Below are 15,078 nucleotides of genomic sequence, written 5' to 3'. Positions count from 1 at the left end.
ACGCTACAGAGCTTCGCTTCACTTTTGGGGGACTTATAGGTACCCATTTTCCGCCAAAAAGGCTTCGGTCAAGCCGCTTTTGCGTCCCCGCCCACCGCCGCCCGCCTGCTCCGGACCTTGAAACGCCAGTAGCCGCTCCACATATTTGCCCAGAATGTCCGCCTCCAGGTTGACCCGGTCCCCCGGCTCCTTAAAGGCCAGCACCGTCTCCGCCAGAGTATGCGGAATAATGGACACAGCGAAGGTTTCATTGTCTGCACGAATAACAGTCAGGCTGATGCCGTCGATGGCAATGGAGCCGCGGGGCAGCACATAACGGAGCATGGCCTTGTCATCCGGCTCCAGAGTGAACACCACGGCGTTCTCCTCAGGCATCCGGCTGACAATCCGCCCCGAGGTATCCACATGGCCCTGGACAATATGTCCGCCAAACCGCTTCTGCGCTCCCATGGCCCGCTCCAGATTTACCGGATTCCCCGGCCGCAGCTCCCCCAGATTGGTCTGGCGGTAGGTTTCCGGCATCACATCCGCGGTGAAGGAGTCCCTGTCGAAGGCCACCACCGTCAGACATACCCCGTTGACGGCAATGCTGTCGCCGACGGAGACATCCTCCAGCACCCGGGAGGCCTCCACTGTCAGCATCATGGCCTGTCCCTGGCGGTATACCCGCCGCATCCGTCCCATTTCTTCTATAATTCCTGTAAACATGGCGCTCCATCCTTTCTTGGTCAAGCCGTTTAAGACAGCCCAGCCCCTAGGCGGAACTCCCGCTGGCAGGCCCGTAACGGGGATAACCGGTAATGCACAGGTCCGGACCAACCTGTTCCGCCTTCATCCGCTCCAGAACCACTGCTTCCCCCATTTTTTCATACCCGGCAAAATCGAAGCTTCCCGGCGCGCCTGCTCCGCCGATGATTTTCGGGGAGAAAAACAGCACGCATTTGTGGATCAGCCGCGCTTCCAGCATGGAGCCGTTGAGCTTGCCGCCGCCCTCCAGCAGCACAGACGCAATCTCCCTCTCGCCCAATAGCCGCATGGCCTCCTCCAGCTCCACATGCGGCCCGAAGCCGGTGAGCAGCACCCGGTGGCCTCTGGCCTCCAGACGTTTGATCTTATCGGTGGCCGATTGGTATGTAGTAAGCACTATGGCGCCGGGGCGCTCCAGCACCCTTGCATCCTCGGGGATGCGCAGGCTTGAATCCACAATGATGGGAACCGGATCAAGGCCGGGAACATCAAGCCTGGTGGTCAGGGAAGGATCATCGGCAATCACCGTGTTGATCCCTACCATAATCCCCTGATAACGGTGGCGCAGGGTATGGACATAAGCCCTGGCCTCCTCCCCTGTCACCCACTTGCTGTCTCCGGTACGGCTTGCGATCCGCCCGTCCAGAGTACTGGCGGTTTTCAACGTAATGAAGGGAGTGCGGTGGACAATGTAATGGTTGAACACCTCATTAAGCTCCGTTGCCTCCGCCTCCAGGCATCCCGCTTCCGCCTCAATGCCGGCCTCCCGCAGCAGAGCCAAGCCTCTTCCGGACACCAGCGGATTCGGGTCCTTGGCCGCCGCTACCACCCGGGCAACTCCCGCCTCTATCAGCTTATTGGCGCAGGGAGGCGTTTTGCCGTAGTGGCTGCACGGCTCCAGAGTTACATAAACGGTAGCGCCTGCCGCTTCCTCCCCCGCCATCCGCAGGGCGTGGATTTCGGCATGTTCGCCGCCCCGGCGCAGATGGGCGCCCATTCCGAGAATGCGGCCGCCCTTGACGATGACGCAGCCCACCACCGGGTTAACGCCCGTTTGTCCCGTTGCGCCGGCGGCCAGCTGCAGCGCCAGCCGCATGTACCACTCATCATTTATGATCTCATTGGGGATCATGCTCCCCCTCCTTTCCCGAAACATGAAAAACCCTTCTCCACAAATTGGAAAGGGGTTAGGTCAAAGGTTCGTACCGGCGCACAACGAAAACAACGGTCTCCCTTTTCCATGTGAAAAAAGGAACTTTCCTGTGCGAATAAAATGATCGGTACGAAAATCACTTTCTCCCATCCAGACTATACTGTCGGTCTTGGAGTTGCACCAAGTCCTCCGGTGAACGGCGCAAGGAACGCGCCGGGCAGTGCCTGCCAGCTTCACCGGGTCACGGACTGACCGGCAGGCCGAGGTTGTAGCTGCCGCCCTCCTCAAGCCTTACGGATCACCGCCGGTAGGGAATTTCACCCTGCCCCGAAAGTAACTTCGCTATGAAATTATAACGCTGCTTGCCATGAAGTGTATCATCCCGCTGCTGATTTTGCAAGGGTGTGAGGAACCGTCAAGCGCCGATTTCCTCTACCTGCTCCTCATTCCCGGTGCATACCTTGTGGACCAGAAGCCGCGCAATGCGCAGATTGTCCGTTTCCTCTATTATAAATTCCACATTCTCATAAAGGATTTTGTCATTCTTCCGCGGCGGAATTTCCACCTGGGAATACACCCAGCCACCGATGGTATCATACTCCTCCGTACTGATGTCCGTTCCGAAGAAATCATTAAACTCGGAAATAAGCAGAAGTCCGTCAACCGAATAAATCTGATTGTCCCGGGCCTCGATGCTGGGACGCTCTTCATCGAATTCGTCCTGAATTTCTCCGACAATTTCTTCGAGAATGTCTTCGACGGTGACGAGACCCGCCGTTCCGCCGTATTCATCAATCAAGAGGGCCATCTGATGCTTCTTGCGCTGCAGGTTGGCCAGCAGCGTGCTGATGGACATGCTCTCCGGAACAGTGGCCAAGGGCCGGAGCACACTGCGGATGTCCCGGATGCGGTCCCGCGGATTGAACAAATCCTTAATATGAATGTACCCGATAATATTATCCTTGTCAGGGTCACAAACAGGGTAGCGGGTCCGCATTTCCTGAATTGCGATCTCGATGTTGTCCTCGATGGGCAGGTTGGCGTACAAACACACCATTTCCGTCCGCGGGATCATGATTTCTCTGGCTGTGGTTTCACTGAATTCAAAGATATTGTCCATCAGAGTCATTTCGGCCTGGTCGATGAGGCCGCTCTTATGGCTCTCCTGCATCAGGAGACGGATTTCTTCCTCGGAATGGGCGGTTTCATGGCCGTTGCCCGGCTCAATGCCGGATTTCTTCAGCAGCCAATTGGACGCGCTGTTCAGAGACCAGATAAACGGATACATCATTTTGTTGAAGACGTACACGGGGACGGCTGTCCACAGCGTAACGGCTTCGGATTGCTGGATTGCGTACAGCTTCGGGAATTGCTCACCCAATGTGATATGAAAGGAAGTAACAATAGCAAATGCAATGATGAACGAAATCGTATGCGCCGCAGCCGCAGGCAGTCCCATCATATCAAACAGGGGCTCCAGGAGCCGTGAGATGGTCGGTTCGCCCAGCCAGCCAAGAATCAGGGAGGTCAGGGTGATGCCCAACTGGCACGCCGACAGATAAGCATTCAGGTTATGAAGGATCTTGCTGGAAATCTTCGCCCGGAAGTTCCCCTCCAGGGCCAGCGCCTCAATCCGGCTGCCCCGCACCTTCACATACGCAAACTCCGCTGCCACGAACAATCCGTTCAGCAAAACAAACACCAATATTAAAACCAATTTCACCCACATAGGTAAAGGGTCTATGCCCAATTTAGCTCCTAACCGTCCAGGGGACCGGCTAGGATACACCTCCTTTATAGTTCAAAATGTATACATAATAAAACTATATACGTTTTTTGCATCCATCGTCAAATGATGAAAATTCCTATGATCCCTGCCATCTCCTTGCCACAGGCTGAGAAATGGCTGATTGTTTCACAAAAAGCGCTCTAAAGGCGTCTTTTCCCCAATCCCGGGGAATTTCGGGGGAATTCCATAAAAAAATCTGATAAATCAAATTGCCCATGCCCCCGTTCAGACCGACGGGCTGAATTTGTAGCCGATCCCCCGGATGTTATGAATGAATTTGGGAGACGATGGCGTAGGCTCTATTTTCTTGCGGAGGCTGCTGATATGAACCAAAACCGTCCGGGTGTCGGAATTGCTTTCGGCTCCCCATACCCGGTGGTACAATTGCTCTGTGGTAAACACCTGGTTGGGGTTCTGCGCCATAAAAAACAGCAGTTGAATTTCCTTCGCCGACAGCGGCACGGGAGTGTGGTCCAGTTGAACCGCATAATTCTTGAGATCGATGGTCAATTCGCCGAAATGGAGCACATCCGCCGTTTCCTTCACCGTCGGCTGAATCAGAAAACGGTTGAAAATGGGCGCCCGCCGCAGATTCGCTTGCACCCGGGCCAGCACCACCGCCGGATCGAAGGGCTTCACAATATAGTCGTCGCCGCCGATTTCCAGCCCGTTCACCACATCCTCCGAATCATTCCTGCAACTGATGAAGATTACCGGCACATTGGATATTTTGCGGATTTCCCGGCAGACGCCGAACCCGTCGATCATCGGCAGATTTATATCCAGCAGAACCAGCTCCGGAAGCTCTTTTTCAAACATTCTCAACGCTTCCAGACCATTTTCCGCCACAATCACATGAAACCCGTGCTTTTCCAGATACAGCGTAATTAAATTTCTGATTTCCTGGTCATCCTCTGCTACCAGCAACTTCTCCGAAGTCACGTTTAGTCCACCACCATTGGAATAAATTCAATTGGGATATCAAATTGAAAAGTGCTGCCTTTACCGTATTCACTGTGAACGGTCAAAATTCCTCCGTGATGCATGACGATTTGCCTGGCAATGGCCAAACCGAGGCCCGATCCGTCCTTGGCGCTCCTCTTTGGGCTGTTTCCCTTCACAAATCGGTCAAAAATATGAGGCAGCAGCTGCGGATCAATGCCCTTGCCGGTATCCGCCACCTGAATCATCAGCCGGTCCCGGCCGTATTCGCCGCGGATGGCGATGGTGCCCCCTTCTTCCGTATAATGGAGCGCATTATGCACCAGGTTTGTAATGACCTGGTGGATGCGGATGGGATCGATCCGGGCGATAGGAACCCTGTCATGGGCCGCTTCCGGCTTTTGCAGCAGGAAATGGATTCCCTGGCTCTCCACATCCCATTGGAAGCTGGAGAAATACTCGTCGAACAAATCATCGACAATGATATCCATCATGTGAAAGGTGGTTTGTCCCTCCTCCAGCTTGGTCAGATCAAACAGATCCTGCACCAGCCGGTCCGCCATCTGGATCTTGTCGTAAAGGAGCTGGATATATTGCTTCTCCGGTTGGATCACCCCGTCCAGCAGCGCCTTCATATACCCCTGTACGGAGGTCATAGGCGTCCCCAGCTCATGGGTGACATTGGCGATCAGCTCCCGCCGGGAAATTTCCATCTGATGGAGATGCTCATTGGCATAAACCAAATGGGCGTTGGTGATTTCCAGCGCTTCCGTCCGCTCCCTGATTTTCCCCTCCAGCTGCTGATTGAGCTGGGTAAGCTCGCCGGAAACCTTCTCCACATCCACATACGCCTTGGAATACCGGTGGGCAATGACGAGGGTTTCCGCGAAGGCAAACAGGAAGACGCTGATGGGCGTCAAATTGACGCTTTGAATCCATCCCTGCTCGAAAAGAATGTCATTGGTCACCGCTGCAAACATGACGAATACGCACAAGGTGTTGATCCATGCTCCTGTCCGGCTCCGCGCCACGGCGAAAGCCAGCACAATCAGGCAGTAGCCCAGGACCAGCAGGAGAAACACCAGGAACGGAATGAAGGTGCAGGTATACAGCCGGACAGGCAGAACCAGCACCGACAGTGCCAACACTCCGCAGAAGAACCACACGGCGACCGTCACCCGCCTGCTCATCTCTCTGGGATACAGAAGCTGGATGGTAGCCAACATAAACGGGATGCCGGCATATAAAGTAAAATACGCCAGCCTGGACCACAATGGAGCCATGGAAGGCGCCAGGAAGGTCAGAATACCCTCATTGAGGACCATGATCCGCACGGACATCAACAAGCAGGTGATGCTTGTCACCAGGCTCATATAGTCTTTCTTCCGCATCCAGAACAGAGCCAGATGGTAGATGCCCAGTGTGGCAAGGGCGGCCATAATCGATATTCGCCAGACCAGGCCTGTCTCTCTGTAATGATAGATATCCAGGGGCTTGCCGAAGGAAAAGGAAGAAAGCAGCCCGCCCCGCTGGTAGGTAGAGTTGGAAACCTGGACGATAATTTCATTATTGCCTTCCGCAACGGGAAACGCAATGATCGAAGGATAAATGGCCGCCTCCGGCGGACCCGGGGAATCTCCCAGTATGCCTCCCGCTCCGTACAGCTGCCCGTTGACATAAATCCGGTATCCCGATTGGATGTCCCGAATTCCCAGCGCCTTGCGCGCGGCCGCTTGCTCCGGCCCAAGCCGGACCAGAAGCCGGTAGGTGGCCGCCTCTTCCCTCGAGTCCTGCCCCCGGCTCCACGCATGGGGGAGCCTGACAGCTTCATCCGGCTTAGGAGCGGTTAAGGCGAACTCCTCCGGCTCTATAAGGCGGTTCCGGTACAGCTCCCATCCGTTGGTCAGCAGGAGCACTCCCTTGCTCTCAAAATCCCAACTCGTCAGATCCAAAATGCCGTTCCTTGCCTGGGGCTCCGGCTGGCGGCTGCCAAACAGCGCAAGCGCCGCCCCCCCGGCTATGAATACCAGCAGAACAGTGAATCCCCAGATCAGGCGGGTCGCTTCTTTATGTCTGATTGTCATGTCGCATTCACTTCGCCCCTTATGCATTCTAGTATTCATCATAACAGAATAACGAAAATGGCAAAAGGCCGGCCCTGATTTTGCGGGGCTGGCCTTTTGGGGGCGATCAGGCAGAGTTATGCCGGGAGGCTTATTCCTCCCATACCTTTACTTCCGACATGCGGGAGCCTTGCTTCAGGGCATCCACATGCTCCATACCTTCCGTCACCTTGCCGAATACGGTATGTACGCCGTCCAGATGCGGAAAGGAATCATAGGTAATGTAGAACTGGCTGCCGCCGGTGTCCTTGCCGGCATGGGCCATGGCGATAACGCCGCGGACATGCTTGTTGGGGTTGCCGGCGGTTTCGCACTTGATGGTGTACCCGGGGCCGCCGGTACCGTCGCCGCGGGGGCAGCCGCCCTGAGCGACAAAGCCGGGCACGATGCGGTGAAAGGTCAGTCCGTTATAAAAGCCTTCATTGGCCAGTTTTTCGAAATTGGCAACAGTGTTGGGGGCATGCTCGGCAAAAAACTCCAGATTGATTTTGCCGCCGTTCTCCAAGGTGATGGTACCTTTTTTCATGATGAGTCTCCTTTGTAAATTGGAATCAATCGGAATCATTGTATCGGATTGCGCGGGGAAATACAAATCTTTCAACCGGCGGCGGACAAAGCCGCAGTTCCGCGGGCAGCAAAAAACCTGCCCACCACGGAAAATCGCGGGGGCAGGAGACTATGAAGATTATGCCCGTGCGGCAGCCTTCTTCATCCGCTCGGGAATCAGATCATTGCCGACAATGTTGTCGTAGGATTCGCGTTTTACCGCCAGATCGGCGCTGCCGTCCTTGACGAAGACAACGGCCGGACGGGGAATCCGGTTGTAGTTGCTGGCCATGGAATAATTGTAGGCGCCTGTGCAGGCAACCGCCAGCAAATCGCCGCTGTTGACCTTGGGCAGGGATACATCCCAAATCAGCATGTCTCCGCTTTCGCAGCATTTGCCGGCGATGGAGACAAGCTCCTCGGGAGCTGCGGTGGCGCGGTTGGCCAGCATAGCCTCGTATTGGGATTCATACAGGGCGGGACGGGGATTATCCGTCATGCCCCCGTCCACGGCCACATACTTGCGGACGCCGGGAATTTCCTTATAAGTGCCGACGGTATAGAGAGTGGTGCCCGCATCGCCTACGATGCTGCGGCCCGGCTCGATCCAGATTTCCGGAACGGGATAATCCTGGCCGGCAAAGGAGGTATGAACGCTGTCCACAATGGCGTGGACATATTCCGCGATGGGCAAAGGACGGTCTCCCTCCACATAGCGGATGCCGAAGCCGCCGCCCAGGTTGACCACCTTGAACAGCACGTTCAGCTCGCTGCGGACCTTCACGGCAAAGCCCATTACCTTCTCCACCGCCATCTTGAAACCTTCCACCTCGAAAATTTGCGAGCCGATATGGGAGTGCAGGCCCAACAGCACCAGATTGGGCTGGCGGGACGCTTCCTCAACAGCACGGAATGCGGCGCCGTTGCCCAAATCGAAGCCGAACTTGGAATCCTGCTGGCCGGTGGAAATATACTCGTGGGTATGGGCGGATACGCCCGGCGTCACCCGCAGGAGGATGTTCACCTTGCGGCCGCGCTCTCCGGCCATGGCGTTCAGCAGCTCCAGCTCCACGAAATTGTCTACCACAAAGCAGCCGATTTCCGCATCCAGCGCCATGTTGATTTCCTGGGGGGTTTTGTTGTTCCCGTGAAAATGAATCCGCTCCGGCGGAAATCCGGCTTGGAGGGCGGTGTACAGCTCGCCGTCGGAAACCACATCCAGGGAAAGCCCCTCTTCATCGGCGATCCGGCACATGGCCATGGTGCAGAAGGCCTTGGAGGCATACGCCACCTGAAACTGGAGTCCGGAGGTTCTGAAGGCGCCGATAAATTCCCGGCAGCGTCTTCTGATCAGCTCCTCATCCACAACATACAGGGGGGTTCCAAATTGCTCTCTAAGCTGAACGGCGTCCACGCCGCCGATTTCCAGATGGCCGCGGTCATTGATTCGACTTGTCCCATGCAGATACATTGCCATTTCTCCTTGTCGATTGGTCTACCAACAAAATAACATATAACGGCCGTCTGTGCCATATACAAACGGCCGATTGATTTGTACTATCCGTCGGAGACCGGCTGCCTGGTATTGTCCGTGGTATCCGTCAGACTGATCCGGTGGCGGCTGGTTCCAAAGGGTCTGCGGACCAAAACGGTATACAGCGCCTTTGCATTAAACGGTATAAACGGCCACATGTAAGGAGAGTTGTACGAGCGCTGCACGGTAAGCGTGATGAGCCAGATGGTGGTTGCGGCCACCAGCCCGGGCACCCCCAAAAAGGCGGCGGCCAGGAGCAATATGATCCGGGTGATCCGGTTTGCCATCCCCAATTCATAGCTGGGCGTGGCAAAGGTTCCGATGGTGGCAACCGCCATGTACATGATGACTTCGTTGACGAACATGCCGGTTTCCACGGCGATCTGGCCGATGAGAATGGCGGCAATCAAGCCCATTGCGGTAGCCAGCGGAGTTGGCGTATGGACCGCAGCCATCCGCATCAGATCAACGCCCAGCTCGGCGATGAGAAACTGCACGATGACCGGCAGCCGCGCCGTTTTTTCCGGTCCCAGCCATTCCATGTTTACGGGTTTAAGCTCCGGATGAACCACCATCAGGTACCAGATGGGCAGCAGGAACAGGGAAGCGATAATCCCGAAATAGCGGACCCAGCGGAAATAGGTGCCGACGGCAGGGGTTTGCCGGTATTCCTCCGCATGCTGCATCAATTGGAATATGGTGCAGGGCAGGATCATGGCGCTGGGGGAGGTATCCGCCAGAAGCACAACATGGCCCTCCAGCAGATGGGCCGCCACTACATCGGGGCGCTCCGAATACCGCACCAGCGGATAGGGATTCCAACCGCCCTTGCTGACCAGAATCTCCTCCAGCTGCTTTTCGCCCAGGGGAATCCCGTCAATAACAACCTTCTCCACTTTATTCCGGAAAGTATCGATAAGTTCCGGCGCCGCCACGTCCTGGATATAGGCGATGCACACGTCGGTTTTGGTCCGCTCCCCCACCTGCACCACCTCAAACTTAAGCCGCGGGTCCCGCAGTCTCCGCCGGATCAGGGTCACATTGGTCATCAGCGTTTCCACAAAGCCGTCCCGGGCTCCGCGCACCACCCGCTCCAAATCCGGCTCCGAGGTGGAACGGGTCGGGAAGCTCTTGGCGTCGATAACCAGCGCCGCGCGGGCTCCCTCTACAAAAAGAGCCGTCATCCCGGCCAGGGTCTTGTCGATCACCTCATCAAACTTCTCCAGGCTTTCCACCTGGATATGGGCCACCAGCTTGTCCTTCAGCTCCTCCAGGGGGCGGTCAGTCATCTCCGCCTCATCGGCATAGGTCAGCCGCTTGATCACCTCAATCAGCGCCGTGTCCTTGGCAAAGCCGTTCATATAAAGGAAGCCGCAGCGCACGCCGCCGAAAACCATCTCCCGGAAAGTGACGTCAAAGCTGATGCCAAGGCCGATTTTTTCCTCCAGAGCACGCTTGATGCCGTCGATGGTGTCGGGAATTTCCTTCAAATTTTTCAGCCGGTTTTCTTCCTCGGTCATTCTGCTTTGGGTGCCGCTTTGCTCCTTCTTCAGGTTGCGGCCGTCAGTCTGGTCTTCGGCTTTCTTGGCCGCCTTCTCTTGGCGGGGGGAATGGGAACGCTCCCTGTCCTTCCCGCCCTCCCTCCCGTCCTCTTTACGCGGAGCCGGAGCCTCCTTGTCCTCTCTTGCCGATGCCTGCCGCTCCCCCTCCGGCCCCTCCTCCTCATGCCTGCGGAAAGCGCCAATTTCAATGGGCTTGCGGAGCAGTGTTTTCCGCCGCGGGGAAGTAGGGCCGTGCTCCTCTTCATCCTCCTCCAGCCTGGGGGGCGCCGGCATATGGCCGGAGTAATCTTGAAGCTCTTCCGGATTCATTTCATCAGGACCCATGTGAAGCCACCTCGCTTTATTGTCGTTATATGGATAGACCGCCTTCTGCGGAGAGCTATTTTCCGTGATAGATCAGCCATTCAAACAGGGACCCGGCCACTTTTCCCAATATCATCGCCATCAGAAGAGACAGAATATATTTAGACATGCCCAGCCGCTTGGCCAGAATGGGCAGCACATTGATAACCTCCGTCAGCGCCGCCGCCAGCATCCCAATGAATATTCCCCCCAACAGCCCCATCACCGCAGGAGACAGCACCGTTCCGGAGAACCGCCAATCCATAAAATCGGCCACGGTCCAGAAGACTGACCCGGCCACCACAGCCGTTTCATAGCCATGAATCCGGTCCGAGGAGCAGGTTAGCTGGGCCAGACGGGGCACGATATCCAGCACCAGCAGAAAGGCCACCATGCCGCTGCCTACGGCAAGACCGCCGGCCAGACCGACGAAGGCGATCAGGGCATTAGCCGCGATCCCGCTCATGGGGGCGTCCCCCCCTTTTCGGGGCTTGCTTTCCCATATTCCTCCGCCACCACATACTGATTCATATTTTGCTGGTACAGGTACATCTCCACTTCAAGAGGACTGGGCTCCTCATTAAACTTCTTCTTGAACACATGGTTGAAAAACAGCACCATGCCCACGCCGATCCCCAGCGAATACGGAATTTGCAGCCAGTAGGGATGCTCCGGACGCTCTCCCGTCAGGAGCTCGTATATCCGCCCATGCACCGCCGGCATGCTCACATCCTCGTGAAAATTCATAATCGCCAGCCCCGAGCCAATAAACAGGAGCAGCCATACCGCCGCGAACAAAAGCGGATGGCATTTGCGCTCGGCCTCCATCACCTGAACCAGGGCATGGGGCTCGCCGAAGTGCACAAGGTGCATCTGCGGCACAAGCTCCTTCACCCGCCTGGTGACCAGCATCATATCCACCAGAAGCCGGTTGCCGTCCTTCTCCTCCGGCCGAAAAAGCACCAAAGCGGAAATCTGGGGCAGCAGCCCGGGTTCCGTATGCAGATCGGCCGCCCGCCCTAAGGTGACCGCCTCGCCCTTCTTGACCGTGATGTTTTTGCGGAAGCGGAGATACAGGCTGGGCGCCGCAGGAAAATCCGGTGCAGACATTCAACTCCCCTCCCTTTTGCCGGAAACGTCAACTCGCAAGGGGAATCAAGTCCAAGACTTCATCCCCGGGTGAGAATAGTATGCAATCTTTCCATAATCTCTAACCGTCGCGCGCCCCCTCCCCCAATTGCCAAAATCTTCAGCGGAGCGGTTTCGCGGGCAAACAAAAAAGGATAGCGGAGAAACTCCGCTACCCTATCCTGATGAAACCCAGATTCTGACTTCCTGCACCGGAAGCCGCCGTTACTTGTACCGCCGGATAAATTCCACCGCCCGCCGGATATCAACCTCAGGCTGGTCTCCCACCTCGCGCTCGATGGTCAAGTAACCTGTGTATCCGATATCCTGAAGCGCGGCAAAATAAGCGTCAAAATCCACCTTGCCCTCGCCCAGCGGAACCTCCCGGAAGAATGCCCCGTCCCGCACCATACGGGCGATGGTTTCATGCTCCATGGGCGCATACCCCAACGATCCGTAGATGTTGCGGGGGTCTGTGGCCTGAAGCTGCAGCCCGTCCTTCACATGGGTGTGCACGATGTAATCCCGCAGGGTGTGGACTCCCTGCGCCGGATCATCCCCCGTCACCATAACCATGTTGGCCGGGTCAAAATTCACGGATACCCCTTTGGTGGACAGGGTATCCAGGAAGCTCTTAAGATGGGCCGCCCGCTCCGGTCCTGTCTCAATGGCGAAAAACGCGCCGTTCCGGTGGGCGTACCCGGCCAGCTCCTCACAGGCTTCCTGCATGGCGGCGTAAACCGGGCTTGCCGTATCTTCCGGCACAATCCCGATATGGGTTGTGACAATGGTTGTCCCCAGCTCCAGCGCCAGGTCCAGAATCCGCTTGGACTTGGCGATTTTGGCCGGATTGGCCGCCGCATCCTGGAAGCCATGTCCGCCCAAGTCGCCCACCAGGGCGGAAATCTCCAGCCCCAGCCCGCTGATAAAGCTTTTCAGCTCCCTGCGGTCCGCAGCCGAAAGCGCATCGGGGTCCATTTCCCCTCTCACCGCATAAATCTGCACTCCGTCGGCTCCCACTTCCTTGGCCTTCCTCAGGCCTTCCCGGACACCGACGCCGAAGCTGTCGACAATCACACCAATCGGGTTTTGCAACTTCCGCTTCATATTCATATGGATCAGCTCACTTTGCGTTTAGTCACACCGGCTTACTTCCACCCGGCCCTCTTCCACCTGAATTTCCGCCGAGACCGTATCCCGCACCGCTCCCATCACCAGCTGCAGCAGATAGTTCAGGTCGCTTTGCGTTTCTTGAAATTCCGTTACAATGGGGATGGCATCCAGCTCGCTTTGCAGTGTTTCAATTTCCGCGTCGATTGTCTGGGCCATCTCCTTGTTCTTGAAGGTCTGCTCGAAGGCCACCGCTTCCTTCTGCTTCTTCTTGATGGTGCTGATCAGGCCCTGCACATGGGGATTCGCCGCAATCTGCGCCTCTGCCCTCCGATAGGTGTCCACCTCGGCCGAGCCGGCGAACAGCTCCGCCAATTCCCGGGCTTTGGCCATAATCTTCTCCCGCCCAATCCCATCCGTTCCTGCAAAGGACGGGTTTGGGTCAGCCTTGCCGTTTTCTCCATTGTGACTCATGCCGGCATCCCCGCCTTTCCCGCTTCCGCATGGACCAGCTCGCCCCGCAAGAGCCAGGATTGGGGCTCGGTGATCCGCACCTGCACCAGCTGTCCAATCAGCTCCTTGGGCCCTTCAAAATGGACCAGCTTCAGCGTCCGGGTTCTGGCGGCCAGCACGCTGGAATTGGTTTTGCTTTCGCCCTCCACCAGCACCTCCATCACCTGGCCCTTGAGCTTGTCGTTGCTGGCCTTGCTCAGCTCCGTCATCAGCTCATTCAGCCGGTAAAGCCGCTCCTTCTTCACCTGCTCCGGCACATCATCCTTCATCTTGGCGGCAGGCGTTCCCTCCCGCGGCGAATACAGGAAGGTGAAGGCCGCATCATAGCCTACCTCCCGAACCAGGGACATGGTTTCCTCAAACTGCTCCTCCGTTTCGCCGGGGAAACCCACGATAATATCCGTGGTCAGCACCACATCGGGGATGGCCGCGCGGATTTTCCGCACCAGCTCCAGATATTGCTCACGGGTATACTTCCGGGTCATGGCCTTGAGCACCGCAGAGCTTCCGGATTGCACCGGCAGATGGATATGCTCCATCAGATTGCCCTTTTGGGCCAGCACTTCAATCAGATGGTCGTCAAAATCCCGGGGATGGGAGGTGGTGAAGCGAATCCGCGGAATGCCGATTTTGTGCATTTCGTCCATGAGGTCGGCGAAGCTGTAGGTCCGGTCCGTAAAATCCTTGCCGTAGGCATTCACATTCTGCCCCAGCAGCATCACTTCCCGAAAACCCTGGCGGGCCAGCTCTCTGACCTCGGCAATCACATCCTCCGGCCTGCGGCTGCGTTCCTTGCCCCGGGTGTACGGCACAATGCAATAAGTGCAGAACTTGTCGCAGCCGTACATAATGTTCACCGAAGCCTTGATGCCCTCCCTCTTCTTGGGGAGATTCTCAATAATATTCCCCTCCCGGGACCACACCTCCACAACCATTTCCTTATCGTAATACGCCTCCTGCAGCAGAACGGGCAGCCGGTGGATGTTGTGGGTGCCGAAGATCAGGTCCACGAAGGGATGCTTCTTCAAAATCCGGTTGACCACCGTCTCTTCCTGGGACATGCAACCGCAGACGCCTAGAATCAGATCGGGCTTCTCCTGCTTCAGCACCTTCATGTGGCCCAGCTCGCCGAACACCTTGTCCTCCGCATTTTCCCGGACGGCACAGGTGTTGAAGAGAATCAGGTCCGTCTGCTTCCGGTCCCGGGTCTCCTGATAGCCCAGTTCCTCCAGAATGCCCTTCATGGTTTCCGTATCATTCTCGTTCATCTGGCAGCCGAAGGTATAGATGGTGTAATACTTGCCCTTGCCCAGTCCCTTCAAGTCCTCGGGAATGGAGGATTCGTACTGCACCAGAATCTCCTCCCGGCCGCGGCGTTTGCCCTCCTTGTAATCGGGCTGGCTGTTGATTTGCACCGTTCTGCCCTTGATCCGGTATGTGGTTTTGCCGTCCTTTTCCTCCAGCACCTTGGCGCCGGAAAAATCAAAATAGGCGGAGTAATCCTTGACCGGGGCGGATTTTAAGTCCGCTGGTTGCTGGTTCTCCTTCTTCATCGTCATTCCACCTTTTTTTGTGAAAATGTGTTCCAA

At 56.5% G+C, this 15,078-nt stretch carries 13 protein-coding genes and 1 riboswitch; all 13 genes read right to left on the bottom strand.

Annotated elements, in window-relative coordinates; genetic code table 11:
• Window positions 1–33: 33 nt before the first annotated feature.
• A complete protein-coding gene (ribE, locus tag DQG13_RS07920) occupies window positions 34–708 on the bottom strand; it encodes a riboflavin synthase (RefSeq protein WP_113019208.1) in 675 nt (224 codons plus the stop codon).
• 46 nt (window positions 709–754) lie between these two features.
• Entirely contained in the window at window positions 755–1,879 is a 1,125-nt protein-coding gene (ribD, locus tag DQG13_RS07915) for a bifunctional diaminohydroxyphosphoribosylaminopyrimidine deaminase/5-amino-6-(5-phosphoribosylamino)uracil reductase RibD (RefSeq protein WP_113019207.1), read from the bottom strand.
• A 155-nt stretch (window positions 1,880–2,034) separates the two neighbouring features.
• Window positions 2,035–2,239, bottom strand: a riboswitch (FMN riboswitch).
• A gap of 76 nt (window positions 2,240–2,315) precedes the next feature.
• The gene (locus DQG13_RS07910) at window positions 2,316–3,629 is read right to left on the bottom strand and encodes a hemolysin family protein (RefSeq protein ID WP_113019206.1); all 1,314 of its coding nucleotides are present in this window, start codon (window positions 3,627–3,629) and stop codon (window positions 2,316–2,318) included.
• A 285-nt stretch (window positions 3,630–3,914) separates the two neighbouring features.
• Entirely contained in the window at window positions 3,915–4,631 is a 717-nt protein-coding gene (locus tag DQG13_RS07905; protein WP_113019205.1) for a response regulator transcription factor, read from the bottom strand.
• Window positions 4,632–4,633: 2 nt separating this feature from the next.
• Window positions 4,634–6,715 carry a sensor histidine kinase gene (locus tag DQG13_RS07900; protein WP_181592636.1) on the bottom strand — a complete coding sequence of 694 codons (2,082 nt, stop codon included), beginning with the start codon at window positions 6,713–6,715 and terminating at the stop codon, window positions 4,634–4,636.
• Between the two features lie 130 nt (window positions 6,716–6,845).
• Window positions 6,846–7,280 (bottom strand): peptidylprolyl isomerase, encoded by a 435-nt coding sequence (locus DQG13_RS07895; protein ID WP_113019203.1) that lies wholly within the window; start codon window positions 7,278–7,280, stop codon window positions 6,846–6,848.
• Between the two features lie 159 nt (window positions 7,281–7,439).
• Window positions 7,440–8,771, bottom strand: coding sequence for a diaminopimelate decarboxylase (gene lysA / locus DQG13_RS07890; protein ID WP_113019202.1), 1,332 nt, complete (start codon window positions 8,769–8,771; stop codon window positions 7,440–7,442).
• A gap of 86 nt (window positions 8,772–8,857) precedes the next feature.
• Window positions 8,858–10,720, bottom strand: a complete 1,863-nt coding sequence (locus tag DQG13_RS07885; RefSeq protein ID WP_258525525.1) for a spore germination protein — start codon at window positions 10,718–10,720, stop codon at window positions 8,858–8,860.
• A 55-nt stretch (window positions 10,721–10,775) separates the two neighbouring features.
• A complete protein-coding gene (locus DQG13_RS07880; protein WP_113019201.1) occupies window positions 10,776–11,204 on the bottom strand; it encodes a stage V sporulation protein AB in 429 nt (142 codons plus the stop codon).
• The gene (locus DQG13_RS07875) at window positions 11,201–11,848 is read right to left on the bottom strand and encodes a stage V sporulation protein AA (protein WP_113019200.1); all 648 of its coding nucleotides are present in this window, start codon (window positions 11,846–11,848) and stop codon (window positions 11,201–11,203) included. Before DQG13_RS07875 ends, DQG13_RS07880 begins: the two co-directional genes overlap by 4 nt.
• 243 nt (window positions 11,849–12,091) lie before the next feature.
• Complete coding sequence (locus DQG13_RS07870; protein WP_113019246.1) at window positions 12,092–12,973, bottom strand: sugar phosphate isomerase/epimerase family protein; 882 nt, start codon at window positions 12,971–12,973, stop codon at window positions 12,092–12,094.
• Window positions 12,974–13,000: 27 nt separating this feature from the next.
• Window positions 13,001–13,450: a YlbF/YmcA family competence regulator gene (locus DQG13_RS07865; RefSeq protein WP_113019199.1), complete on the bottom strand. Its 450-nt coding sequence runs from the start codon at window positions 13,448–13,450 to the stop codon at window positions 13,001–13,003.
• Window positions 13,447–15,042 carry a tRNA (N6-isopentenyl adenosine(37)-C2)-methylthiotransferase MiaB gene (miaB, locus tag DQG13_RS07860; protein WP_113019198.1) on the bottom strand — a complete coding sequence of 532 codons (1,596 nt, stop codon included), beginning with the start codon at window positions 15,040–15,042 and terminating at the stop codon, window positions 13,447–13,449. The genes DQG13_RS07865 and miaB overlap by 4 nt, the downstream gene beginning before the upstream one ends.
• Window positions 15,043–15,078: the final 36 nt, after the last annotated feature.

The organism is Paenibacillus sp. YN15, from assembly GCF_003285005.1.
Classification (GTDB): Bacteria; Bacillota; Bacilli; order Paenibacillales; family NBRC-103111; genus Paenibacillus_AR.
The sequence above is the reverse complement of the archived record's forward strand: the minus strand, read 5'-3'. Positions and strand labels throughout refer to the sequence as shown.